Raw genomic sequence first — 23,309 nt, forward strand, 5'->3', positions numbered from 1 at the left:
CTTTCTATAAATCATCTAAAGGATCAGGTTCGCTTACTGCTGTCCTATTATCTTTATCATTGAATTTGACTTGTGCCATCACAAAGGCCACAATGCAAGCAAAAGCTGCGATACCTGTGATGCTTAATCCGGAGTAAGCTGTGATTAGAAAACCAAGTAATAAAAACGGGATCATTTTTTTCGTCAACATCGTTTGTAACAACAAAGCAAAACCATATGCTGGTAAAATTTTGCTTGCTAAAGTCAGACCATTTGTCAACCATACTGGGATACTGCTCACGATATTTTTCACTAAATCTGTTCCAAAGTAAACAGCTAAAAAGATAGGGATAAAATACATCAGTGAATATAAGACCGTACCATAGATTATGTGGATCCGTCGTGCTCTGCTGAACTTTCCTTCATTGATTAAATTATCTGCCCAATGTGTCAGATTTGAGAGTACCGTCCGCATCAATATTCCAAGCATTTGTCCTAATACAGAGATTGGAATGGCAATAGTCAGAGCAGTTTCAGCATTGGAGCCAGATAGAATAGCAAAAGCTGTAGCAATAATGGACGCCATATTCATATCTGGTGGCGCTGCTGCTCCGATATTTACCAGACCAAGCGACATCAATTCCAGAGAAGCACCAACCAACAAACCTTTTTCCAAGTCACCTAATACTAACCCAACTAACGTACTCACGATTAAAGGCCGTTCAAAATTCATCCTCCCTAGTAGTCTAGAGTCCAAGATGCACATGATTCCGACCAGACCTAAGGCAATCGATTGAAACAACATAACGTAAACTCCTTTCTTTTTAAATCATTGTATTCAAATCCTCTTTTTTGGAGGTTGGAACCTGTTGCATGAACTGTTTGATGCCCATTGATTTTAGTACTTTCGCATCTTCTATCTCATTTTCAGTCAAGAAGATAGCATTACTGAATTGTTTTGATCCTTCTTTTTTTATGATGCCTCCGTAATTGATTTCCTTAACGTTTGAGTAACTTTCGCAAAACTGACGAACATCCTTGGTATTTCCAAAGATCATCATGATGTTTTCACTCAATGCTTCTATTTTAGATATTTTTGTCAAGGTATTTTCAACGGTAAATATATTGAGTTTGATTCCTTGAGGTTTTGATAGTTCTAAAGACATTTTTTTAAATTCATCATTGGCTGCTTCATCATTCACCACCAGAATTCGGTTGATTTGTAAAGATTTACTCCAAGAAAACACCACTTGTCCATGTAACAATCGGTGATCGATACGAATGAACTTGATCATAGATCATCTCCTCCTTCATTTGATTTTTTTAGTAATCGATTGCAATCAATCAATGACTGCCGACTTTCTTCAATAATCAATTCTAAATCTGCAGCAGCAATTGGGTTAACTTGCGTGGCGATTGAAATCACTAAGGGTAGATTCATTCCTGTGATCAAGCGTATTGCTGGCTCTTTCTTTAACAGTCCTATCATTTCATTATTGACACTTCCTCCTAAGATATCTGTGAGAATAAATAGATTTTCTTTTCCTAATTTTGAAACTATACTTTGTATTTGTTGCTCTATCGGCTCATCTTCATCGCGATAAGCCGATAATGCATAAATATTAGTGGCAGGTCCCAAGATCATTTCAGCTGTTTGTTTTAGACCTTGAGATAATGCGCCATGACTAGCTAGAATAATCGTATTCATTTTTATTTCCTCCTCGCTGACAGTTTTATATAAAGCAAATACCGTGCCAACTTCTGTTCAGCCTGTAAAAGCTATAGTTACAACTATTTCCCAACACTTTTATCATTTACTGATAAGTGTTCAATCTATTTTGTAAAAGTGTTGAACTGCTTTTCTACATATATAAAACAAAAATAGCCTCTCGACTGTGGGATAGGAACACAGTTGAGGGGCTGTTTTTGACTCGTTGAAGTCGTTCATACTTTGTGTAATCAGCGCTATTGAAGATCATGCATATGTATTTTATGGATGTATCTCCTCATCCAAATCATCCATGCAGGGTTATGAAAAAAATAAGGATACAGTTACATAAACTGTATCCTTAAAAAATATAACGGTGTAGAGAAATGGTAATTTAGAAATATTCAAAATAATATAGCTTTATTTCTTCAATTATCTAAGTATTTTTGTACTTAAAACTGCCAATTTTCAGGATCTTTTTTCCATTCTTTTAGCAGAGTTAATTCTTGCTCATCGATATAACGATCTTCTAAAGCTGCTTCGATCAATACAGAGTAATTGGTCAACGTCATAAGAGGGATTTCGGCTTTTTCGAAATTTGCTTTTCCTTTTGGCAACTCATACGTAAAGATAGCTGCAACACCAAGGATAGCTGCACCTTCTCTTTTTGCTGCTTCAGCTGCTTCCAAGACGCTACCTCCTGTAGAAATCAGATCCTCGATCACAACCATCTTCTGACCTTCAACTATACGCCCTTCGATTTGGTTGCCTTTCCCATGATCTTTCGCCTTACTTCGAATATAGACCATTGGCAAGTCTAATATTTCCGCTACCCATGCAGCATGAGGAATTCCTGCCGTTGCAGTTCCAGCAATTACTTGTACTTCAGGGAAAGCTTCTTTGATTTTTCTTGCTAAGCCTTTTGCGATCTCTTTTCGGACTTTTGGATAGCTCATCGTGATTCGGTTATCACAGTAAATGGGGCTTTTGATTCCACTTGCCCAAGTAAAAGGATTACTTGGATTTAAAAATACTGCTTCAATTTCTAATAGATCTTTTGCGATACTTTGTTCTACATTCATTTTAGGTTGGCTCCATTCTGTTTGAATCGCTCGGTATGCTTCATAAGGATCAGTTGCCTGTGTGATTGGTCGTCCCACAACGATGAAAGTTGAGCCAATCTCTCTTGCTTGAGAAGGTGTGACTACTCTTGTCTGATCTCCTACGACTGTTCCTTCTGGTCTTATCCCTGGAGTTAAGCAAACAAATTCATCTCCCGCCGTTTCTTTGATCGCTTCTACTTCCCAAGCAGAAGAAACCACACCATCTAATCCTGCTTTTTTGGCACAGTTAGCGTAATGGATCACACTTTTTTCTAAAGGAACTTCGATTAGTTGGTCTGCATGCATCTCCTCTTCACTTGTAGAGGTAAGTTGAGTGATAGCTAGAAGTAGGGGACGTTTCCCACCTTCTGGCGTTCCTTCTTCTAATCCACGCATTGCCGCCTCCATCATGCGAATACCGCCAGCTGCATGAACACATGTGACATCAACACCAAGCTTTGCCAGTCCCCGCATTGCTTTTTCGACCGTATTCGGAATATCGTGAAGTTTCAGATCTAAAAACACATCGTGACCAGCATCTTTTAAATAACGTACGATTTCAGGTCCTTCTTGGTAGAACAATTCCATTCCGATTTTCACAAACAATTTTTCTTCTTCTGGGAAAAAAAGAAGAAAGTCTTCTACTTCTTGCCAAGTTGAAAAATCTAATGCAATGATTGGTCGTTGGTTTAGTTGGTTCATCGTTCACGTTCCTCTCTCACTTCTTTGATTAATCTTTCCAGTGACTCAATACCTAGTTCGTTCATTCGCACTGGGAGCTCTTTGATTAGTTTAGGACAGATATAGGGATCGGTGAAATTCGCAGTCCCTATAGCTACAGCGCTTGCTCCAGCCATAAACATCTCAAGAACATCGTCCACTGTCTGCACGCCGCCCATCCCAATGATTGGAAGATTGGATATACTTGCCACTTGATGAATCAAACGGATAGCGACAGGCTTGATTGCTGGTCCGGATAGTCCACCTGTTTGATTGGCTAAAATTGGTTTTCTTGTCTTAAGGTCAATCCGCATACCAAGTAGTGTATTGATCATTGTAAATCCATCTGCCCCTCCAGCTTCGATTGCCTGAGCGATTGGAACGATGTCTGTCACATTGGGAGATAGTTTGACATAGACAGGAACAGAAGCAACTTTCTTTACTGCTTGTGTTAATTGAAAAGCAACGTCAGGATCTGTTCCAAAAGCGATACCGCCATGCTTGACATTTGGACAGGAAATATTCAGCTCGATTGCTTTCACATTTGGCGCTTCGCCGATTTTGCTACAAACTTCTACATAGTCTTCTTCACAAGCACCAGCAACATTTGCGATGATGGGTAACTCATTGTACTCCTCTAATTCTGGAAGAAGTTTATTCATAACAACGTCTAGACCAGGATTTTGTAAACCAATCGCATTCAACATGCCAGATGGTGTTTCCGCCACTCTCGGTGTGGGATTGCCAAAGCGAGCATTTGGAGTCGTTGCCTTGACCATGATCGAACCAAGCTGATTCAAATCATAGTATTTTCCATATTCTTTGCCAAAACCGAAACAGCCGCTTGCTGGCATGATAGGATTTTTTAATTCTAGGCCAGGAAGTTTGACTGCTAAAGGATTCTCATTCATATAATTACCTCTCCTATTTTAAAAATCGGTCCTTCGTCACAAACTTTCACACTTTTTGTTCCTGTTTCATCTTCCGGCGTATGACAAACGCAAGCATAGCAAGCCCCTATCCCACATGCCATGCGGGATTCTAATGATAACTGGACATTTTGATGCGAAGAAAACAGCTGTTCCACTGTCTTCAATAACCCGTTTGAACCACATGCAAAAACTGCTGTAGGTTTCGTCTTCGTTCCTAATAATAAATTACCGACATTTCCGTGCATACCGTATGTGCCATCGTCAGTAGCGATTCTTGTTTCTCCAAGACGATTAAATTCTTTTTCATAATAAACGACTTCATGTGTGGCAAAACCTAAAAAGTGCGTTGGCTTGATCCCTTTTTTGACTAACTGCTTTGATAACTCATACAGAGGCGGGACACCGATTCCTCCACCGATTATAAATACTTCGTCTCCTGTATGAAGATCAGATAAATCAAAGCCATTACCTAAAGGGCCCATAACATCTAAATAGTCTCCGGCAGAAAGAGTAGAGAAAACGCTAGTCCCCTCACCTTCCACCCGATAGATAATACGGCAAGTATTTGTCTCGTGATCGATATGATTCAAGCTAATCGGTCGGCGTAGCAGCAAGTCTGCACGCGGCACGAGGATATGCAAGAACTGTCCTGGTTGCTGCATTTCTTTTACTAGATCACCTTTTAATGTCATTTCAAAAATCTTTGGTGCCAGCTGTTTTTGCTGAACGATTTCCATCATTTCTTGTTTCATCTGTCCCCTCCTGTAACGGATTTTCTTCTTTCGGTCTTAACATGTATACACCGTTAAATAGGGTTGGTTGAAAATGCACGGGATTCCATCACTCGAACGATCGCATCTGCTGTGTCTAAAGAAGTAAACAACGGAATACCATGTTCGACTGCTTCTCTTCGGATAATGAAGCCGTCTTTAGAAGCATTTCCCCGATCTTTATCAATCGTATTGACAACCACTTGTGTTTTACCATCTCGTATTAAGTCGACTACATTTTTTTCTGCTGCTTCCTCAGAAATTTTCGCAACTGTTTCAATAACCAAACCATGTTTTTCGAAATAGGCAGCTGTATGTTTCGTTCCTATCAGACTATAGCCGATTTCTGTAAAACGTTTAGCCAACTCTAGTGCTTCTTCTTTTGTTTCATCCGCAATCATAAACAATACGGCTCCATATTCAGGCAAGTGTAATCCAGAAGCTTCGAATGCCTTGTACAAAGCTTTGTCTAATTGTCTGTCAGACCCCATTACTTCTCCAGTCGATTTCATTTCAGGCCCTAAGTAAGTATCGACTTTCTGCAATTTAGTAAAAGAAAAGACGGGCGCTTTAACATGGACTTCTTTTGTTTCCTTATAAAGTCCGTTTTCATAACCAAGTGCCTTTAATTTCTCTCCCAAAATAGCTTTCGTCGCAATTTGTGCCATTGGAATTCCTGTCACCTTACTTAAGAATGGAACAGTCCGACTTGCTCGAGGATTGACTTCGATCACATAAACCTCATTTTCATGGATGACGAACTGGATATTCATCATCCCGACACAGTTCAAACCTAATGCTAAACGGATCGTGTAGTCTTCGATCGTTTTCTTGATTGATTCAGATAATGTTTGAGGTGGATACACAGCCATTGAATCCCCTGAATGGACACCGGCACGCTCAATATGTTCCATGATCCCTGGAATGAGTACTGTTTCACCGTCACAAATCGCATCCACTTCGCATTCGCCACCAAGCAAATAGCGGTCCACTAGTACTGGATGTTCTGGAGAAGCTTTCACAGCATGTTCCATGTAGTCTTCTAAATCTCGCTGATTTTCAACGATTTCCATCGCACGCCCGCCTAATACATAGCTTGGACGAACAAGTACTGGATAACCAATTCTCGAAGCGATAACCACGGCTTCTTCTTTACTTGTAGCAGTATCCCCTAAAGGTTGAGGAATATCCAACTCTTTCAGCGCTTGCTCGAATAAATCACGATTTTCCGCACGATCCAAGTCTTCAATCGTTGTCCCTAAGATTTTTACACCAGCAGTAGTCAAAGGTTCGGCTAAGTTGATTGCTGTCTGACCACCGAATTGAACGATTACTCCTATCGGCTGTTCTAGCTCGATCACATTCATCACATCTTCGAAGGTCAATGGCTCAAAATATAATTTATCCGAAATAGAAAAGTCAGTAGAAACTGTTTCCGGATTGCTGTTCATGATGATTGCCTCGTATCCTGCCTGCTGGATTGCTTTGACAGAATGCACAGTCGCATAGTCAAATTCAACTCCTTGTCCGATACGGATAGGACCAGATCCCAGTACTAGAACTGAGGGCTTTTCTGATCGTGAACTTTCATTTTCATATTCATAGGAACTATAAAAATAAGGTGTTTTTGATTCGAATTCCGCTGCACAAGTGTCAACCATTTTATATACAGGAATCAAGTCATTTTCTTTTCTCATCTGGCGAACGGCTTCTTCGCTTATTTCCCACAGCTCCGCCACTTTTTTGTCTGTAAAACCGTTTTGTTTCGCTGTTTTCAATATCCTGTCATCCAACGGCTGCTGTTTCAACTGCTGTTCGATTTCTACGATATGCAACAGTTTATCTAAAAAGAATAAATCGATTTTTGTCAAATCTGCCAATTCTTCTATGGTGTACCCTCGTCTAATAGCTTCAGCTACATAAAACAGGCGATCATCTTGTGCTCGAACCACTTTTTGGATTAGGTCATCGTCCGTGATGTCTGCCAACTCAGGAAGTTCGATATGGTGTGTACCGATTTCTAAAGAACGCACAGCTTTCAATAAAGACTCTTCGATATTCCGACCGATAGCCATCACTTCACCAGTTGCTTTCATCTGCGTACCTAAAAGCCGTTCTCCGTTTTCAAACTTATCAAACGGCCAGCGAGGAATTTTAGCTACAACATAATCTAATGCAGGTTCAAATTCTGCAAAAGTCGTTCCTGTTACAGGATTTTTCATTTCGTCTAATGTTAATCCAAGCGCTATTTTAGCAGCTAGCTTAGCGATCGGATAGCCAGTCGCCTTACTTGCTAACGCCGATGAACGAGAAACACGCGGATTGACTTCAATCACATAATAATTAAAGCTATGTGGATCAAGAGCAAGTTGGACGTTACAGCCTCCTTCGATCTTAAGTGCTCGAATAATCGAAAGAGAAGCATCACGAAGCATTTGATATTCATGGTCAGACAATGTCTGGCTAGGAGCAAACACGATAGAATCACCTGTATGGATACCCACTGGGTCAAAATTTTCCATGTTGCAGACAACGATTGCATTATCAGCCGAATCTCTCATCACTTCATATTCAATTTCTTTAAAACCCGCAATACTTCGTTCAATTAAACATTGGGTAGCTGGGGAAAGACTTAATCCATTTTCTGAGACTATTCGTAATTCTTCTTCATTTTCACACATGCCTCCACCAGTTCCGCCTAAAGTAAAGGCTGGACGAACGATGACGGGATAGCCGATTTTATTTGCAAACGCTACAGCTTCTTCTACTGTATTGACGATTTCAGACTCGGGGATTGGCTGATTCAATTCTTTCATCAACTGTTTGAATAAATCACGGTCTTCTGCTTGATCGATCGCAGAAAGCTTCGTTCCTAGAAGTTCTATGTTCAATTCTTCTAAAATACCTGATGCTGCCAGCTCCATTGCCATATTGAGGCCTGTCTGTCCGCCTAAAGTTGGAAGGAGAGCATCTGGACGCTCTTTTCGAAGAATCCTTGATACAAATTCAAGTGTGATCGGTTCGATATATACTTGATCTGCCACTTCTTTGTCAGTCATGATCGTCGCAGGATTAGAATTTACTAAAACCACTTCATATCCCTCTTCTTTTAAAGCAAGGCAAGCTTGTGTTCCTGCGTAGTCAAATTCTGCGGCTTGACCAATGATGATCGGACCAGATCCAATCACCATAATTTTCTTGATATCTGTACGTTTCGGCATCTGTTTACTGCTCCTTTCCTGCATCCATCATTTCCATAAATTCATCAAATAAATGTAGTGCATCGTGCGGACCAGGAGCAGCATCTGGATGAAACTGCACACTGAAAGCGGGATAATCTCTGTGTTTGACTCCTTCTACTGTTCCGTCATTTACTTCTACATGGGTTACGATGAGTTTTTCTGAATCAATCGTGGCTTCATCGACTGCATAGCCATGATTTTGAGAAGTAAAATCAATTCTTCCGGTCGCTACTTCTCGTACCGGGTGATTTAATCCTCGATGTCCGAATTTCATTTTATAGGTATCTGCACCGTTGGCTAAAGCAAATAACTGGTGACCAAGACAAATACCAAAAATCGGTACTTTTCCTTGGATTTTTTTGATCATTTCGATTGCTTCTGGCACATCTTTTGGATCACCAGGTCCATTCGTCAGCATGACTCCGTCTGGTGATAACGCTAAAATCGTCTCGGCATCTGTGTTATAGGGAAGTACTGTGAGGTTACAGTTTCTTTTACTCAATTCTCGTAAAATACTATGTTTCAAGCCGAAGTCAATGACGATAACTTTCCGTCCTGTTCCTGGACTTGGATAAGGTTTGTTAGTGGAGACTTGCTGCACTTGATTGGTTGCTAGAACGGTTGCTTTCAGCTGATCAAATGCATGTTCGAAGGAATCTCCAGCATCAACGATACTTGCTTTCATCGTTCCGACTTCACGGATTTTACGAGTAAGGGCGCGCGTATCGATACCTGATATTCCAGGAATCCCTTTTTGTTTCAAAAATGAATCTAGCGTCATTTGGTTTCGCCAGTTTGAAGCTACACGCGCGTGCTCTTTTACTACTACTCCTTTGCATGTTGGAGAAATCGATTCATAATCATCTCTATTTACCCCATAATTGCCCACCATAGGATAGGTAAATGTAATGATTTGACCGTTGAAACTTTGATCGGTGATGGTTTCTTGATAACCAGTCATACTTGTTGTAAAAACGATTTCTCCGAAGACATTTGCATCCGCGCCAAAAGCTTTTCCTTCGAAAACTGTTCCATCTTCTAATATAAGCAAACGTTCCATATTTTTATTCTCCCTTCTGCCACACAAGTTTTCCGTTGACAAAAGTCATTTGTGTTTCACCTTTTACTTTCCAGCCGATAAAAGGTGTATTTTCCCCTTTTGATAAAAAGTCTTCTTTATCGATCGTGCAAGTTTTTGTAATATCAAAAATTGCTACATCAGCGGGTGCGCCGACTGTCAGCGTTCCTGCATTCAAACCAAAAATCTCAGCCGGTTTAACTGCCAGCCAATTGATTACTTGTTCCAATGTGAATTGTCCAGTTTCTACAAAATGAGTGTAGATCAGTTGGAATGCTGTTTCGCTTCCTACTATGCCAAATGGCGATTTCATGAAGCTTTGGCTTTTTTCTTCTAATCCATGTGGGGCATGATCTGTAGCGATACAATCGATCGTGCCGTCAAGCAAACCTTCGATCAAGGCTTCCCTGTCCTTCCGTCCTCTTAGCGGTGGATTCATTTTCCAAAAGCCGAAATCTTCGGGAATATCTTCATCGATCAAAATAAGATGATGGGGCGAAACTTCCGCTGTTACGTGGATTCCTGCTTTTTTTGCGTCTCTGATTACTCGGACACTCTCTTTAGTAGATACGTGGCACACATGGTAATGAACACCAGTTGCTTCAGCTAGCAACAGATCTCTGGCGATTTGAGAAGACTCGGTTACACTTAAGATCCCGGGAAGACCCAGTTCTTCTGCCTTCTTGCCAGCATGCATAACACCGCCAAATAATAAAGATTCGTCTTCTGTATGGGCTACTAGTGCTTTATTGTTTTTCGCAGCTTCTTTCATAGCCAGATACATCGTTCCAGCCGTTTGGACACCTACACCGTCATTTGTGAAAGCAAAAGCACCTTCTTCAATCAGTGCTTCTTGATCAACTAATTTCTCACTTCGCAGATTTTCTGTGATTGGCGCATACTGTAATACCTTCACAACTGCATCTTTTCTAATGATGTCATATACTTGTTTCAGCTTTTCTGCCTTATCAGGTACAGGATTTAAATTCGGCATCGCGCATACAGTAGTAAAACCACCACGTGCAGCTGAGCGAGTTCCAGCTTCGATCGTCTCCTTGTATGTAAATCCTGGCTCTCTCAAATGGACATGGACGTCCACTAAACCAGGTGTGATCAATTGTCCCTTTGCATCAAACACTTCATCAAATTCGGCTTCTGAGAATCCTGTACCGATTGCTTTGATTCGCCCATCTTCTATCCAAATTTCTGCTGGTGTCGTCATATTTTTTCGTGTATTGATCTGACCGTTTTTAATGAGTGTTTTCATTTTTCCATCCTCCTATAATTACGCTTTTCCATTTAGCACTGCTTCTAAGATTGCCATTCTGACAAAGACACCATTGCTCATTTGTTGAACGATTCGTGACTGTAATCCTTCCACTAATGAATCAGCTAATTCCACATCGCGGTTAACTGGTGCTGGGTGCATAATGATTGCATGTTTTTGCAGCTTCTTCGCACGTTCAACTGTTAAACCATATTCCTGATGGTAGCCTTCTTTTGAGAAGCTTTCTTTTCCATCATGGCGTTCGTGTTGCACTCGAAGCATCATCATGACATCAACTTGATCTAGTAGTTCGTCCAATGGCATATAATGTCCGTATACTTCGAATTCATCGTCGTACCATTCTCTAGGACCTGAGAAGAATACTTGTGCACCTAAGCGTTTCAACATCTGCATATTGGATTTCGCTACCCGAGAGTGGGTGATGTCCCCTACAATGGCAACTTTCAGTCCTTCAAAGTGTCCAAATTCTTCATAAATGGTCATCAAATCAAGCAAGCATTGGGTTGGATGCTGTCCGCTTCCGTCTCCCCCATTAATAATCGAGCACTGGATGGTTTTGCTTTGTATCAGTTCGTCATAATAGTTTTCATCACCATGACGGATGACCGCTACATCTACACCTAATGCAGACATCGTCAGTACTGTATCGTATAACGTTTCTCCTTTTTGGACAGAGCTTGTACTTGCTTCAAATTCAATCACTTCAAGCCCTAGTTTTTTCTCCGCTACATCAAAACTTTTATGTGTGCGGGTACTATTTTCGAAAAAGAGGTTTGTAGCAAAGTACTGGCGCTTTTGCGGAGTCCAATTAGCCCCTTGCTTGAATTCTTGCCCTCTGCGAATCAAGCCCATAACTTCTTGGTCAGTAAGTGCCTCAACGGTCAATAAATGCTTTAAACTGATACGTTCTGATTTGATGATCATAATGTTTCCTCCTTAGTTTTCTTCGCTTCGTGAAGTTTCTGGTAAGATAAGATTTAAAACGATGCCAAGTACAGTTGCTAACGCCATTGCCGACAATGTAAATGTGCCTACTTCAAAGACAAGTCCGCCAATTCCTACTACTAGTATAACTGAAGCAATCAACAGATTTTTCTTTTTGTCAAAATCGATTTTGTTCTCGATCAAAATCTTCATTCCGCTTGCTGCAATGACACCAAACAAGATAAAACTGATTCCTGAGATGACTGGTCCAGGGATACTTAAAATCAAAGCGCTTAATTTTCCTACGAATCCCAAAACGACTGCAAAAACTGCAGCTCCCCCAATCACAAACACGCTATGGACGCGTGTGATAGCCAGAACACCAATGTTTTCGCCGTAACTTGTTACAGGAGGTCCACCAACGAAGGCTGCTACGATTTGTGCTAAGCCATCACCTGTCAACGTCTTATGAAGACCCGGTTCTTCAAAGAAATTACGTTTAGTTAGTTTATTCAATACCATAAGATGGCCGATATGCTCTGTCATCGTCACAAAAGCGATGGGCGCCATTGTTGTGATTGCTCCAAGATATAGCTTTGGTTCATATTGTAAAAATGGAATCTCAAAGTTAGGAACAGCAAACCAGGCAGCGTCTACGATTGGCTTAGTATCCACGATTCCAAACAGCAAGGCTACGATGTACCCGCTAATAATACCTAGTAAAATCGGAATCAATCCGAGAAAACCTCTTAGCCACATGTTGAAGAAGATGGTCAATCCTAATGTGATCAGTGCTACGGCAATATACTTGAAATCATATGTGCCTTGATTATACATAGCATTTGTTGCTGCATTTGCCGCAAGTTCCAACCCGATAACCATGATGACTGGGCCGACGACGATCGGAGGCAAGATTTTATCTAGCCATGCTGAACCGATCTTTTTGATGATCAGCGCAACAATCAAGTAGACTAATCCAGTTGTGACTGCTCCTTGTGCAATCGCTGGATAACCATCTGTTTTCATCAAAAGCTGCATCGCTGCAATGAAAGCGAAGCTGCTTCCTAAGTACGCAGGTATCTTTCCTTTAGTAGTAAATAAGTACACCAATGTACCTAGTCCTGAACTGACTAGTGCGATACCTGGATCGATCCCTACTAAGATAGGTACTAACACGGTTGCTCCGAACATCGTGAACAAGTGTTGTAAACTTAATCCAACCCAATGTCCTGGGGTTGGGCGATCGTGGATATCTAACACCACGTCATCATTATGAAATCCTTTTTTCTCCGACATGTTTCTCTCTCCTCTAATCTTCCTCTTTCAAAATCATGATGCGATCTTGTCCATCAAGCTCTTGCATCTCTACTAAAATCTCTTCCGCCCGAGATGTTGGAATGTTCTTCCCAACATAATCTGCACGGATTGGCAATTCTCGATGCCCACGATCTACTAGGACTGCTAATGAAATTTTTCTTGGTCTGCCAAAATCCATTACTGCGTCCATTGCCGCTCGAATCGTTCGTCCTGTATACAAAACATCATCAATCAAAATAACTTCTTTTCCTTCTAAGGAAACTGGGATGTCAGAAGAATGAAGTTCCGGTTCTTCTGGATTTTCTTTTTTGTCATCTCGGTATAAAGTGATATCTAGTTCTCCTACAGGAATATCGATATCTTCTAGCTGCTTCAGACGTTCAGCGATTCTTGATGCAATGTAGATTCCTCGTGTTTTGATACCTACCAATACGATATCTTGGATACTATGGTTTCTCTCGATAATCTCATAAGTAATTCGAGTCAATGCTCGCTTCATCGTTACCTGATCTACTACTTCTTTTGCTTGCATTTTCATTCCCCCTACTTTTTTGCATAAAAAAACTCCTGCCCTAAGAGGACAGGAGGAATGTTTAGACTGAGCGTATACTGATACACTGATAGCTATACTATGTCAATGAGCAATTTACTTTATGGCGCACCATACGTATCCTTGCTCCCACCCTTCTTAGCCTCACGGGACTAAACTTAAAGGAATTCTATTAAGTTTTATGCTTTCGTTGTTAATTACTATACCGTTATCTAAATTAAAATGCAATGTTTTTTCTTAATTTTTCTAAAGTTTTTTCAAAAACTTCTGGAAGAGGTGCTTCAAAGATCATCTTTTCGTTTGTAGTCGGGTGCGTAAAACCTAACATTTGCGCATGGAGAAATTGACCATTGCCTTTCAAAGTTTTCTTCGGTCCGTATACTGGATCTCCAGCTAACGGATAACCGATATACTTCATATGCACGCGGATCTGATGTGTTCTTCCAGTTTCCAGTTTTAATTCAACTAGAGTAAATCCTTCAAAACGTTCCAATACAGTAAAATGCGTGACAGCTGGCTTTCCATCTTCTCTTATCGCCTGCATTTTTCGGTTTTCTTTCGAACGGCCGATTGGCGCATTGATCGTGCCTTTTTCGTGAGGAATCTCTCCATGGACTAAAGCAACATATTTACGTAAAGAAGTCTTATCTTTTAATTGCTTAGCTAATGATTCATGTGCCTGGTCATTTTTGGCAACCATCAGCAAACCTGAAGTATCTTTGTCGATTCGGTGGACGATACCCGGTCGGATAACTCCGTTGATCGTAGAAAGATCCTTGACATGATACATCAGCGCATTGACCATTGTACCATGCGTATGACCTGCTGAAGGATGAACGACCATTCCTTGGGGTTTATTGATTACCGCGACATCTTCATCTTCGTAAACAATGGTCAACGGGATGTTCTCTGGGACAACATCTAATGTTTCTGGTTCAGGGATCAAGACAGTGATCTCGTCTCCTTGTTTTACTTTGTAATTTGCTTTGACTGGTTCTCCATTGACAGAAACCGCACGTTCTTTCAGCCACAATTGAATTTGCGAACGGCTGTAATTACTGAATAGATTAGTCAATACTTTATCGATCCTACCAGATTCATGATAAATCGTTGTTTTAAGTTCTGTCATTTTTTTCTTTGATCCTTTTCATCTAAAATAATATAAATTAATATACAGATCACTCCGCATACAAGTGTCACATCTGCTACATTGAAAATTGGAAAGTTCATAAAGTCTGTTTGAAACATATCTACTACATAGCCAAGTCGGAGACGATCAATAAAGTTACCTATCGCACCAGCTAGAATCAGGCTCAATCCAATCATGAACCAGCGATTACCTTTTTCACGATTTTTAATCATCAATGTGAGAATCACAACGACTGCAATGAGTGTCACTATAGTAAAGAACCACATCTTCCCTTCTAGCATACTCCATGCGGCTCCAGTGTTTCGAATATGATTCAGTGACAATATACCTGGTATAAGACTTTTCGTCTCTCCAAGCGCTAAATTATCAGTGATCCACCATTTGACCAGCTGATCCACTCCCACTAGCAGAGCGCTGAATATCCAATAAATAATTAACAAAAAATCAATCCTTTTCTATTTGTTTATAAATATCGCGAGGTCGTATGATCCCAAGCAGATTACCATCGGGATTACCATCTTTAGTGATAAGTACGGCTTCCAAAGTTCCTTGCTCACGAAACATCGCTTCAACCTCGTAAATATGTGTTTTAGCTGGAACAAAATGATAATTTGTGTACTTCCCATTTTGGATAATCAAATCCAATGCTCGTTTATTTGTTAAATCAACAGGACCTTTTTGGCTTTCTTTTGCTAGCCAAAATCCGATATTCCGTAAAGTAATCAATGCTACAAATTTTCCTTTATTATATAACGGAAACTGTGAATACCTTTTTTCTGCTACTATCTTTAACAGTTCAAGTAGCGGAAGATCTTGCTCAAAACCGGTTACACGTTTTGCAAATCGAGGTAGTACGGTTTCTGGGCGTATCAGTTCTTGTTCGATCAGCTGGATTCGCTTGACTGTCCAATCATTTGGTTCTGCAATGACAAAATCGACGGCGATTCGGTCATGGACGATTGCATTCCTTAACTGAGCAAGCTGTAAAAGATCATCTTCATATTTTCTGATCATCAATTGTTTTCTTTGAGCTAGGCGTCTGACAAGTTCGGTAAATCCCATGTTTCGTGCATTTCCCATCTCGTCTCTCATCCATTTTTCGATTCGATTGAAACTGATTAAAAAAAGATCAGAGTTTGCCATAATTTTCCTCCTTGATCAAATATGCCCGGTTTTTTATATAGAAAAAGAACGCAAACATCACGACAACTGCAAAAAAACTGAAAAATAGATTTTGTAGGAAAACGGCCCCCAACCCAGTTGCCAGAAATAAGAACGGGTAGATTTGAAGAATCAAACTATTCATTGTGATCACATAAACAGGCTTTGCTTCTTTCACTGTATAAACGGGGCTTTTTAGCCAATAAAAGGTGACCTGCATCGTAAAGGGAACTTCCAGATCAAGCGTTATCTTTTGTTCATGATTGAGAAAACTGCGTTTTTCATTATTGATTCTTAATTGAATCGAGCTGCCCATACCGTAAAAACCGGTTTTTCTTATAAATGTCGTTTTCATCGTACCCTCCTATTATGCTTTAGTATAGCTCAAAATACAATAAAGAAAAAGAATGATCCTAGTGCAAACACAATTAATCTCTTGACACCTTCAAAAAAAGAAGCTGTAGTCAAAATACAGCTCCTCTTATGTTTAATGAAAGTCATTTAGTATACGGTAGATTATAATCAAGCTTAAAACAAACCAAATACTTCTCCGTCGTTTGTCACGTCCATATTTAATGCAGCAGGTTTTTTAGGCAAACCAGGCATCGTCATAACATCCCCAGTTAAGGCTACTAAAAATCCTGCCCCTACTTTTGGGATGATTTCTCGGATGGTGATGGTGAAATCTTCAGGTGCGCCTAGCAATGAAGGATCATCAGAGAATGAATATTGGGTTTTCGCCATACAAATCGGCAAATTATCCCATCCATTTTTCGTAAATTCTTCTATTTGTTTTTGCGCCTTTTTACTAAAAACAACACCATTTCCTCCGTAGATTTTCTTGACGATTGTTTCAGTCTTTTCTTGTATCGTTTCTTCTAGGAGATACAATGGCTTGTAATCAGCTTCTTTTCTATCAATCAATCGTACCACAGCTTCTGCTAAATCAACGCCACCTTCTGCTCCATTTGCCCATACACTTGCTCTTTTAGCAAGGATTCCCTGATCTTCGCACAAGTGCTCCAGCAGTGTAAGTTCACTATCTGTATCTGTTACGAATTCATTGATTGCAACGATCACAGGGAGTTGGTATTGTTCCATGTTACGTATATGACGTTTTAAATTTGCAAAACCTATTTTCAAAGCGTCAAGATTCTCATTTTTAAGTTCATCTTTTTTCATTCCGCCATGCATTTTCAATGCGCGGATTGTTGCGACGATCACCACTGCATCCGGCGCTTTTTTCAAGTTAGGTACTTTGATATCTAAAAATTTCTCTCCGCCAAGATCTGCACCAAATCCTGCCTCTGTGACAACGTAATCTGCTAATCTCAATGCTGTCTTGGTAGCTAAAATACTATTGCAGCCATGGGCGATATTGGCAAACGGTCCCCCGTGGACAAAAGCTGGTGTTCCGTAAATTGTTTGTACAAGATTCGGCTTGATGGCATCTTTCAGCAGTAATGCCAGAGCGCCTTCTGCTTTCAAGTCTCCAGCAGTCACAGGCTGACGGTCAAATGTATAGCCGAGAACGATTCTTGCAAGACGAGCCTTTAAATCTTCGAGGTCTGCCGCAAGACACAAGATAGCCATGATTTCGCTAGCAACTGTGATATCAAACCCATCTTCTCTTGGGACACCTTGGATTGGCCCACCCAAGCCAACGATTACTTTACGCAGTTCACGATCATTGAGATCAACTACCCGTTTCCAAATCACTCGGCGAGCATCGATGTTCAATTCATTTCCTTGATGAATATGATTATCTAAAAGAGCAGATAATGCATTATTAGCTGTTGTGATAGCATGCATGTCACCAGTAAAATGCAAGTTGATATCTTCCATAGGCAATACCTGTGCATATCCTCCGCCTGCAGCACCACCTTTGATTCCCATCACAGGACCAAGTGAGGGTTCTCGCAATGCAATAACAGATTTTTTATTGATTTTATTGAGCGCGTCTCCTAACCCTACAGTGATTGTTGACTTTCCTTCGCCAGCTGGTGTTGGATTGATGGAAGTAACTAAGATCAAATGCCCTTCAGCGTTATCCTTTGAGCGATTGATTCCAGAAAAATTGATTTTCGCCTTATATTTCCCATACAGTTCCAAATCGTCTTCCTTAAGATCTAATTTACTAGCTACTTCAATAATCGGTTCTAGATCTGTTTCTTGTGAAATTTGCAGATCACTCTTCATTTGATTACCCCTTTTCACGAACTTTATTTAAAAAAATACCTTCTTTGTTAAGATATGCCAATTATACCTTGTTTTATTCAGAAAAAAAACATTAAATTACGGGTTTTTAATTTATTTGACGTACTTATAAATACTCTTTATAATGAAGGCTATGATCAGACTTTAGAAAGGTCGTGAGTGCTTTGACCACAGGAATTGTAAAATGGTTTGACAACAAAAAAGGATACGGCTTTATCAGTTATGATGACACAGAAGAAATTTTTGTACATTTTACTGCGATTGAAGAAGAGGGATTCAAAACTTTGGAAGAAAATCAAGTGGTCGAATTTGAGATCATCGAGGGGAATCGAGGAACACAAGCTGCCCATGTCAAGAAAGGCAGTGTTCACACTTCCGAATCCAGTATACATTGATTTAGATAATCAAATAGAGTGAGACGTTTAACGGGTTGATCCGTACGTCTCACTCTTTTCTTTTCCTACAAAGATTCATTTCTTCAGGGCCTATTTTTTAAAATTAACTTTTTCTATTTTTCGTATATGGGGTATTATTTCTTTGCTGTTGAGAAGATGGTCCTACTTTAGGCCCACTTTTTTCAAGATGATCAAAAAGAACCACTTGATCTTTTTTTCGCATCATAAAAACAGATGGGGCTTTCTCATTTTGCAATGTCATTTGTACTCCTGTATTAGTCGGTGTCAAAGATCGAATCTGTCCGACAGTTATTTCCCGGTCTTTCCAAAAAGCAGCATAGCGTATGATTACCGAGTTGGATTTTAAAATAAAAGAACGCCGCCATCCTAGAAATAGAAAAACAAGAAAAACACCTAAAACAATATTGCTTTTCCAATACGGACCTGTGTTTTCTAAAGAAAGAATCAGACTAAAAAACAGAATGATCAAGGTCAATGACCAATAGATGATCGTATGTGCCAATTCAGGCTGCCATCGAATATTTTTTTTCATTCTCTAACCTCTCACCGATTCAGTAATGATATAATCTTACCATAACATTAATTTGAACAAAAAGGAGAATCTCTTTTTATGTTAAAAGTATACATTGATGCCTCTACAAAAGGCAACCCTGGACCTAGCGGAGGAGGGATCTTGATTGTCTATCAAGGTAAACAAGAACAGCTATCTATTCCCCTTTCTGTAGGGACAAACCATCAAGCAGAGTTCGAAGTCTTTTTAAAAACTTTAGAATTTCTAAAGAATAAGGGTTTACAGAATGAAACGATTTTCTGTTTTTCAGACAGCAAAACACTGGTTTCTACAGTCGATAAAAACACAACGAAAAACGAGCTTTTCCTTCCCTATCTCCAAAAAATCAAAGAACTTCTGCACGACTTTTCCTTGTTAATCCTACAATGGTTGCCCGAAAACAAAAACAAAGGGGCAGATAACCTCGCACGACAAGCCCTACAAAAACAATTAAAAGAAAAATAGACTCTTCGAAGAAAAAACTTTAAAGAGTCTTTTTAGTATCTTGTCTTTAATACAAAAGATAATTGTGATCAAAAGTGATTTCCAAATGATAATCTCCGATTTTTTCTTCTATTTGAATACGTAAAATTCTTTCGAGTTCTGTATCATCAAATTGGAATTTTTCAGGAACAACTACGTCAAACTGCAATGTTTTCCCTTGATGGATGACTCTAAAATCATGTATATCGAGCCCTCTACCTGTTTCAAAAAGAATTTGCTTTAATTGATGCAAGATATTATAGTATTTTTCGTTATCAACAGGCATTGGGTCCAAGTGACAGACAAGTTCTACGTCTAAAGACTTTTTGAAGTCTTTTTCTATCAGGTCAATAATCTTATGTGCTTCATTCAAATTCATTGATTCATCTACTTCGATGTGGACTGATGCAAAGCGTTTATTGGGTCCATAGTTATGCACCAGCAAATCATGATAGCCAAGTATATCGTCGCAGGCATTCAAGTGTTCTTCCATTTCTTCAATCTCTGCTGACGTTGGGCGACTACCTAATAGCTCATATACAAAATTCCGAAGCATCGTTAAACCACTATAAAGGATATATAATGCTAAAGCAAAACCGATATATCCATCGATACGCCATGCAGTTACCCATTCGATTGCTGCTGAAAGCAATACAGCCAGTGTAGTAAAGACATCATTATAACTATCTGTTGCTGTAGCTCTCAATGTTTCAGAATCAATGGATCGTGCAATAACCTGGTACATTTTTCCTTGTGCAAATTTCAAAAAGATGGAAATGATCAGGACAAAAAAGACGATGGGTGCTAAAGAGACATTTTCTGGATGGATGATTTTTTCAACGGATGACTCTAAAAATTGAAATCCTACATAAGTAATGATGATCGAAACAAATAACCCACTGATATATTCGAAACGTTCATGTCCATAAGGATGTTCCTGATCCGCTGGCTTTGCAGCAATTTTAAATCCAATCAAAGTCAATATAGATGAAGCAGTGTCTGATAGACTATTCACTGCATCAGCCATAATGGAGACACTCCCTGAAAAAAGCCCGATCATTAGCTTAGAGACAAACAAGATTAGATTCGTAACCAATCCTAATATGCCAGCTAGTACTCCTTTTTTTGTCCGCTGTTGCGGTATTTGTTTCTTTTTTTCTTCTTGTTTCTTAACCAAGTTTTTTACCCCTTCTAGTTTGCTTGTTGCTCAGGTAAAAAGATGGAGAGGACAATTCTTTTCCTCTCCTCTCTTCCTTTTTCCATCTATCATGCGTCCTACTATTCATTCAAAGATGGCCGTTATTCTGGTTTTAATGGCGTTGCTGCAAATAACGCTTTTGCTAGTAATGGTGTTATGATTCCCGCTCCTATTGCTTCAGGTATCCCATTGATTGCTGCAACTCCTGCTAAGGTTTTAAATAAAAGAGCAGAATCTACACCATAGGCATCTGCCGTTGCACCTGTATAAAATAATCCCATGAATCCTAACACTAAGACTGTATTGACCAATGAACCTAATACCCCTGCAAAGACCGAGCTGATCGTTATTGATTTATTTTTTTGATAAATCCAGTGGAAAACCAAACCAGCTACTAAGCCAACAAGCACTCTGGGAACTACCGAAATAATCGGGTTCGTGAATACCAATGTATCAAATGGCGTTGTCGGCATGGCGTAGGCACGGACAATTGTAGCAATTCCCCAAAACAGGCCAATTACCATCCCATCTTTTGGACCCAATACTACTGCGGCAATAATTACTGTAATATGAATAATCGTTAAACTAATGAACCCTAATGGAATAAAGCCAAGCCAAGGTACCATAGCTTGTACGATGATGATTGCTAATAAGATAGCACGTAAGACTAGTCGAAAGGTTTTATTTCTGCTATTCATTTTTTTCACCCCTCGTAAAATATATTTTGTCTAACAGTTTTCTTTCAAGGTGTCTATAAATCATAAAATTTATTGAATAACACATTCCTTCCGGAATTTGTTTCGATATTGTGTGATTTCTCAGAGTACAATGGATGTATGGAAAGGATCCAACGGGAATTTGCTACTCACCCCTGTAGTTTTGTCTACCTTGTAAAGTCTGTTACCCGTGCCACTGTTATCACTACCAACTCATTAGCTGTTTCGATAATGGACTAGACTTTCAAATAGTAGTTGGAAGGCAGCTTCTAGCTCTTTTATCACCGTATTCTATTAGGCGAGGTTGTGGCTATACAGTGAGTTTCTGGGGAATCCCACAGTATCGAAGCATTTTCCAAAATTTAAAATGAAAGGAGGTCCTTCTTCCATGAAATTATTTGTCGGTATTGACGTTAGCTCTGAAAAATTAGATGTTTGTTTTCTAACTGACGATGATCAACTCTCTATATTGTCTGAAATCCCTGTTACCAATGATATTGAGGGTGCCACATCCATACGAGATATGATTCTTGAGTTCAATGAGAATTATCACTTTAATCAGATTGTGATTGGTATGGAATCAACGTCCATGTACAGCTTTCACCCTTCCATGTTTTTTCACGAAGATGAGGAGCTGAAGAAACTCAATACACTTGTAACGATTGAAAATCCTTTTCGGATTAAACAGTTCAGTCGCATGTTTGATGAGGATAAAACTGATCGAAACGATGCATTAAGAATTGCTGACTTTTTGCGTATCCAACGATTCACAACTTCCCCTATCAAAGAAGAGAAATACATGGCTTTACAGCGTTTAACTCGTACTCGCTATCAACTCATTAAGCAATTAACTCGTACAAAACAACATTTTCTGGAAAATCTAACGTACAAATGCAATACGCTTGCTCGAGAAATGCGAGACGAATCGACAAGTCTTTTTAGTGCCACAGTCATTTCCCTTATGACAGAAGACTTCACCCTCGATGAGTTAGCTGAGCTTCCTTTGGAAGCCTTCTGTGACTTACTTCAAGAAAAAGGAAGAGGTCGGTTCAAGCAACCAGAAAAAATTGCCAAGGCGATTCAACGAGCTATCAGATCAAGCTATCGCTTAGGATCTGTAGCCCAAGAGTCTATTGATATTGTTCTGGGTGTTCTTGTCTGCGAAATACGGGCTCTTGAAAAGAACATCAAAGAACTAGATAAAGCAATCGAACAATTAGTGGTTGTTATTCCAGAATACCAATGCTTAACCAGTATTCCAGGCGTTGGTAAAGTCTACGCCGCTGGATTGATCGCTGAAATCGGTCAAATCGAAAGATTTGAAGATCAGACGAAATTAGCAAAATATGCTGGATTAAGCTGGAAAGTCAAACAATCCGGGAACTATCAGTCACAAAACACGCCTCTGACAAAACAAGGGAATCGATATTTCCGTTATTACTTAGTTGAAGCTGCCAACTCTGTAAAAAATTATCTTCCCGAATATAAAGCTTTTTATCAAAGCAAATATAAAGAGGTTCCAAAACATCAACACAAACGAGCTCTCGTCTTAACCGCAAGAAAATTTACGCGTCTGGTGGATACGCTACTACGTAACCATCAACTCTACACGCCCCCAAGGAGCGTGATAGATAAATAACACTTTGTTATTGACGCAAATCCTTGAAATGACCCGAAAAAATTTTGATTTTGGTCGGGTCTAGTTAAGTGCGCTTCAAAACAGGTGACTCAATAAAACTATGTTTCATTTTTATCTTGACTTATTACCATTAGACTTTTATTTATACTAATCGTAAAAATTTCTGTC

At 39.7% G+C, this 23,309-nt stretch carries 23 protein-coding genes and 1 pseudogene; 3 read left to right on the forward strand and 21 right to left on the reverse strand.

Going from position 1 to position 23,309, the window contains the following annotated elements; all coding sequences use genetic code 11:
• Window positions 1-4: 4 nt before the first annotated feature.
• From AC1F25_RS04350 to AC1F25_RS04435, 18 genes and pseudogenes are all read right to left on the reverse strand, one after another.
• Window positions 5-784 (reverse strand): PTS mannose/fructose/sorbose/N-acetylgalactosamine transporter subunit IIC, encoded by a 780-nt coding sequence (locus AC1F25_RS04350; protein ID WP_479994284.1) that lies wholly within the window; start codon window positions 782-784, stop codon window positions 5-7.
• A gap of 19 nt (window positions 785-803) precedes the next feature.
• Window positions 804-1,274, reverse strand: coding sequence for a PTS sugar transporter subunit IIB (locus AC1F25_RS04355; RefSeq protein ID WP_002309310.1), 471 nt, complete (start codon window positions 1,272-1,274; stop codon window positions 804-806).
• Window positions 1,271-1,687: a PTS sugar transporter subunit IIA gene (locus AC1F25_RS04360; protein WP_002309312.1), complete on the reverse strand. Its 417-nt coding sequence runs from the start codon at window positions 1,685-1,687 to the stop codon at window positions 1,271-1,273. The genes AC1F25_RS04355 and AC1F25_RS04360 overlap by 4 nt, the downstream gene beginning before the upstream one ends.
• 452 nt (window positions 1,688-2,139) lie before the next feature.
• Window positions 2,140-2,769 carry an orotate phosphoribosyltransferase gene (gene pyrE, locus AC1F25_RS04365; protein WP_029680876.1) on the reverse strand — a complete coding sequence of 210 codons (630 nt, stop codon included), beginning with the start codon at window positions 2,767-2,769 and terminating at the stop codon, window positions 2,140-2,142.
• Between the two features lie 9 nt (window positions 2,770-2,778).
• A pseudogene (gene pyrF, locus AC1F25_RS04370) lies at window positions 2,779-3,492 on the reverse strand (orotidine-5'-phosphate decarboxylase); the annotation flags it as partial.
• Window positions 3,489-4,421 carry a dihydroorotate dehydrogenase gene (locus AC1F25_RS04375; protein ID WP_002309316.1) on the reverse strand — a complete coding sequence of 311 codons (933 nt, stop codon included), beginning with the start codon at window positions 4,419-4,421 and terminating at the stop codon, window positions 3,489-3,491. The pseudogene pyrF and the gene AC1F25_RS04375, both read right to left, overlap by 4 nt.
• The gene (locus tag AC1F25_RS04380; RefSeq protein ID WP_002309317.1) at window positions 4,418-5,194 is read right to left on the reverse strand and encodes a dihydroorotate dehydrogenase electron transfer subunit; all 777 of its coding nucleotides are present in this window, start codon (window positions 5,192-5,194) and stop codon (window positions 4,418-4,420) included. Before AC1F25_RS04380 ends, AC1F25_RS04375 begins: the two co-directional genes overlap by 4 nt.
• Window positions 5,195-5,247: 53 nt before the next feature.
• A complete protein-coding gene (gene carB / locus AC1F25_RS04385) occupies window positions 5,248-8,433 on the reverse strand; it encodes a carbamoyl-phosphate synthase large subunit (protein WP_479994285.1) in 3,186 nt (1,061 codons plus the stop codon).
• A gap of 4 nt (window positions 8,434-8,437) precedes the next feature.
• A complete protein-coding gene (locus AC1F25_RS04390; protein ID WP_002309321.1) occupies window positions 8,438-9,514 on the reverse strand; it encodes a carbamoyl phosphate synthase small subunit in 1,077 nt (358 codons plus the stop codon).
• Window positions 9,515-9,518: 4 nt separating this feature from the next.
• On the reverse strand, window positions 9,519-10,799 hold the full coding sequence (locus tag AC1F25_RS04395) for a dihydroorotase (protein ID WP_002313786.1): 1,281 nt from the start codon (window positions 10,797-10,799) through the stop codon (window positions 9,519-9,521).
• 18 nt (window positions 10,800-10,817) lie between these two features.
• Window positions 10,818-11,744, reverse strand: a complete 927-nt coding sequence (locus tag AC1F25_RS04400; RefSeq protein WP_002309323.1) for an aspartate carbamoyltransferase catalytic subunit — start codon at window positions 11,742-11,744, stop codon at window positions 10,818-10,820.
• Window positions 11,745-11,756: 12 nt separating this feature from the next.
• Window positions 11,757-13,040, reverse strand: coding sequence for a solute carrier family 23 protein (locus AC1F25_RS04405; RefSeq protein ID WP_479994286.1), 1,284 nt, complete (start codon window positions 13,038-13,040; stop codon window positions 11,757-11,759).
• 13 nt (window positions 13,041-13,053) lie between these two features.
• Entirely contained in the window at window positions 13,054-13,593 is a 540-nt protein-coding gene (gene pyrR / locus AC1F25_RS04410) for a bifunctional pyr operon transcriptional regulator/uracil phosphoribosyltransferase PyrR (RefSeq protein WP_002295862.1), read from the reverse strand.
• A 235-nt stretch (window positions 13,594-13,828) separates the two neighbouring features.
• On the reverse strand, window positions 13,829-14,740 hold the full coding sequence (locus tag AC1F25_RS04415) for an RluA family pseudouridine synthase (RefSeq protein ID WP_002309325.1): 912 nt from the start codon (window positions 14,738-14,740) through the stop codon (window positions 13,829-13,831).
• On the reverse strand, window positions 14,737-15,201 hold the full coding sequence (gene lspA, locus AC1F25_RS04420; RefSeq protein WP_002309326.1) for a signal peptidase II: 465 nt from the start codon (window positions 15,199-15,201) through the stop codon (window positions 14,737-14,739). Before lspA ends, AC1F25_RS04415 begins: the two co-directional genes overlap by 4 nt.
• A gap of 4 nt (window positions 15,202-15,205) precedes the next feature.
• Window positions 15,206-15,904 carry a CBS domain-containing protein gene (locus AC1F25_RS04425; RefSeq protein WP_002309327.1) on the reverse strand — a complete coding sequence of 233 codons (699 nt, stop codon included), beginning with the start codon at window positions 15,902-15,904 and terminating at the stop codon, window positions 15,206-15,208.
• On the reverse strand, window positions 15,891-16,277 hold the full coding sequence (locus AC1F25_RS04430) for a hypothetical protein (protein WP_002309328.1): 387 nt from the start codon (window positions 16,275-16,277) through the stop codon (window positions 15,891-15,893). Before AC1F25_RS04430 ends, AC1F25_RS04425 begins: the two co-directional genes overlap by 14 nt.
• Before the next feature lie 173 nt (window positions 16,278-16,450).
• Window positions 16,451-18,121: a formate--tetrahydrofolate ligase gene (locus AC1F25_RS04435; protein WP_025478054.1), complete on the reverse strand. Its 1,671-nt coding sequence runs from the start codon at window positions 18,119-18,121 to the stop codon at window positions 16,451-16,453.
• 182 nt (window positions 18,122-18,303) lie between these two features.
• Between AC1F25_RS04435 and AC1F25_RS04440 the strand changes: the two genes are divergently transcribed.
• Complete coding sequence (locus AC1F25_RS04440) at window positions 18,304-18,534, forward strand: cold-shock protein (protein WP_002309330.1); 231 nt, start codon at window positions 18,304-18,306, stop codon at window positions 18,532-18,534.
• A gap of 103 nt (window positions 18,535-18,637) precedes the next feature.
• On the opposite strand, the gene AC1F25_RS04445 is transcribed toward AC1F25_RS04440, so the two are convergent.
• Window positions 18,638-19,087 carry an EbsA family protein gene (locus tag AC1F25_RS04445; RefSeq protein ID WP_002309331.1) on the reverse strand — a complete coding sequence of 150 codons (450 nt, stop codon included), beginning with the start codon at window positions 19,085-19,087 and terminating at the stop codon, window positions 18,638-18,640.
• A gap of 78 nt (window positions 19,088-19,165) precedes the next feature.
• Here AC1F25_RS04445 and AC1F25_RS04450 point away from each other — a divergent pair, with 78 nt between their 5' ends.
• Complete coding sequence (locus tag AC1F25_RS04450) at window positions 19,166-19,570, forward strand: ribonuclease HI family protein (RefSeq protein WP_479994287.1); 405 nt, start codon at window positions 19,166-19,168, stop codon at window positions 19,568-19,570.
• Between the two features lie 46 nt (window positions 19,571-19,616).
• Here AC1F25_RS04450 and AC1F25_RS04455 read toward each other — a convergent pair whose 3' ends face one another.
• The gene (locus AC1F25_RS04455; protein ID WP_479994288.1) at window positions 19,617-20,765 is read right to left on the reverse strand and encodes a cation diffusion facilitator family transporter; all 1,149 of its coding nucleotides are present in this window, start codon (window positions 20,763-20,765) and stop codon (window positions 19,617-19,619) included.
• Between the two features lie 122 nt (window positions 20,766-20,887).
• Window positions 20,888-21,484: an ECF transporter S component gene (locus tag AC1F25_RS04460; RefSeq protein WP_002309336.1), complete on the reverse strand. Its 597-nt coding sequence runs from the start codon at window positions 21,482-21,484 to the stop codon at window positions 20,888-20,890.
• 406 nt (window positions 21,485-21,890) lie between these two features.
• On the opposite strand from AC1F25_RS04460, the gene AC1F25_RS04465 reads away from it, so the two are divergent.
• Window positions 21,891-23,141, forward strand: coding sequence for an IS110 family RNA-guided transposase (locus tag AC1F25_RS04465; protein WP_119364931.1), 1,251 nt, complete (start codon window positions 21,891-21,893; stop codon window positions 23,139-23,141).
• The last annotated feature ends 168 nt before the right edge of the window (window positions 23,142-23,309 follow it).

The sequence above is a fragment of the Enterococcus sp. M-BR2 genome (genome assembly GCF_056612775.1).

Coding starts and splice junctions, on each gene's coding strand:
- AC1F25_RS04350 (WP_479994284.1), bottom strand. CDS start 784: ATGTTGTTTCAATCGATTGCCTTAGGTCTGGTCGGAATCATGTGCATC.
- AC1F25_RS04355 (WP_002309310.1), bottom strand. CDS start 1,274: ATGATCAAGTTCATTCGTATCGATCACCGATTGTTACATGGACAAGTG.
- AC1F25_RS04360 (WP_002309312.1), bottom strand. CDS start 1,687: ATGAATACGATTATTCTAGCTAGTCATGGCGCATTATCTCAAGGTCTA.
- pyrE (WP_029680876.1), bottom strand. CDS start 2,769: ATGAATGTAGAACAAAGTATCGCAAAAGATCTATTAGAAATTGAAGCA.
- AC1F25_RS04375 (WP_002309316.1), bottom strand. CDS start 4,421: ATGAATGAGAATCCTTTAGCAGTCAAACTTCCTGGCCTAGAATTAAAA.
- AC1F25_RS04380 (WP_002309317.1), bottom strand. CDS start 5,194: ATGAAACAAGAAATGATGGAAATCGTTCAGCAAAAACAGCTGGCACCA.
- carB (WP_479994285.1), bottom strand. CDS start 8,433: ATGCCGAAACGTACAGATATCAAGAAAATTATGGTGATTGGATCTGGT.
- AC1F25_RS04390 (WP_002309321.1), bottom strand. CDS start 9,514: ATGGAACGTTTGCTTATATTAGAAGATGGAACAGTTTTCGAAGGAAAA.
- AC1F25_RS04395 (WP_002313786.1), bottom strand. CDS start 10,799: ATGAAAACACTCATTAAAAACGGTCAGATCAATACACGAAAAAATATG.
- AC1F25_RS04400 (WP_002309323.1), bottom strand. CDS start 11,744: ATGATCATCAAATCAGAACGTATCAGTTTAAAGCATTTATTGACCGTT.
- AC1F25_RS04405 (WP_479994286.1), bottom strand. CDS start 13,040: ATGTCGGAGAAAAAAGGATTTCATAATGATGACGTGGTGTTAGATATC.
- pyrR (WP_002295862.1), bottom strand. CDS start 13,593: ATGCAAGCAAAAGAAGTAGTAGATCAGGTAACGATGAAGCGAGCATTG.
- AC1F25_RS04415 (WP_002309325.1), bottom strand. CDS start 14,740: ATGACAGAACTTAAAACAACGATTTATCATGAATCTGGTAGGATCGAT.
- AC1F25_RS04425 (WP_002309327.1), bottom strand. CDS start 15,904: ATGGCAAACTCTGATCTTTTTTTAATCAGTTTCAATCGAATCGAAAAA.
- AC1F25_RS04430 (WP_002309328.1), bottom strand. CDS start 16,277: ATGAAAACGACATTTATAAGAAAAACCGGTTTTTACGGTATGGGCAGC.
- AC1F25_RS04435 (WP_025478054.1), bottom strand. CDS start 18,121: ATGAAGAGTGATCTGCAAATTTCACAAGAAACAGATCTAGAACCGATT.
- AC1F25_RS04445 (WP_002309331.1), bottom strand. CDS start 19,087: ATGAAAAAAAATATTCGATGGCAGCCTGAATTGGCACATACGATCATC.
- AC1F25_RS04450 (WP_479994287.1), top strand. CDS start 19,166: ATGTTAAAAGTATACATTGATGCCTCTACAAAAGGCAACCCTGGACCT.
- AC1F25_RS04460 (WP_002309336.1), bottom strand. CDS start 21,484: ATGAATAGCAGAAATAAAACCTTTCGACTAGTCTTACGTGCTATCTTA.
- AC1F25_RS04465 (WP_119364931.1), top strand. CDS start 21,891: ATGAAATTATTTGTCGGTATTGACGTTAGCTCTGAAAAATTAGATGTT.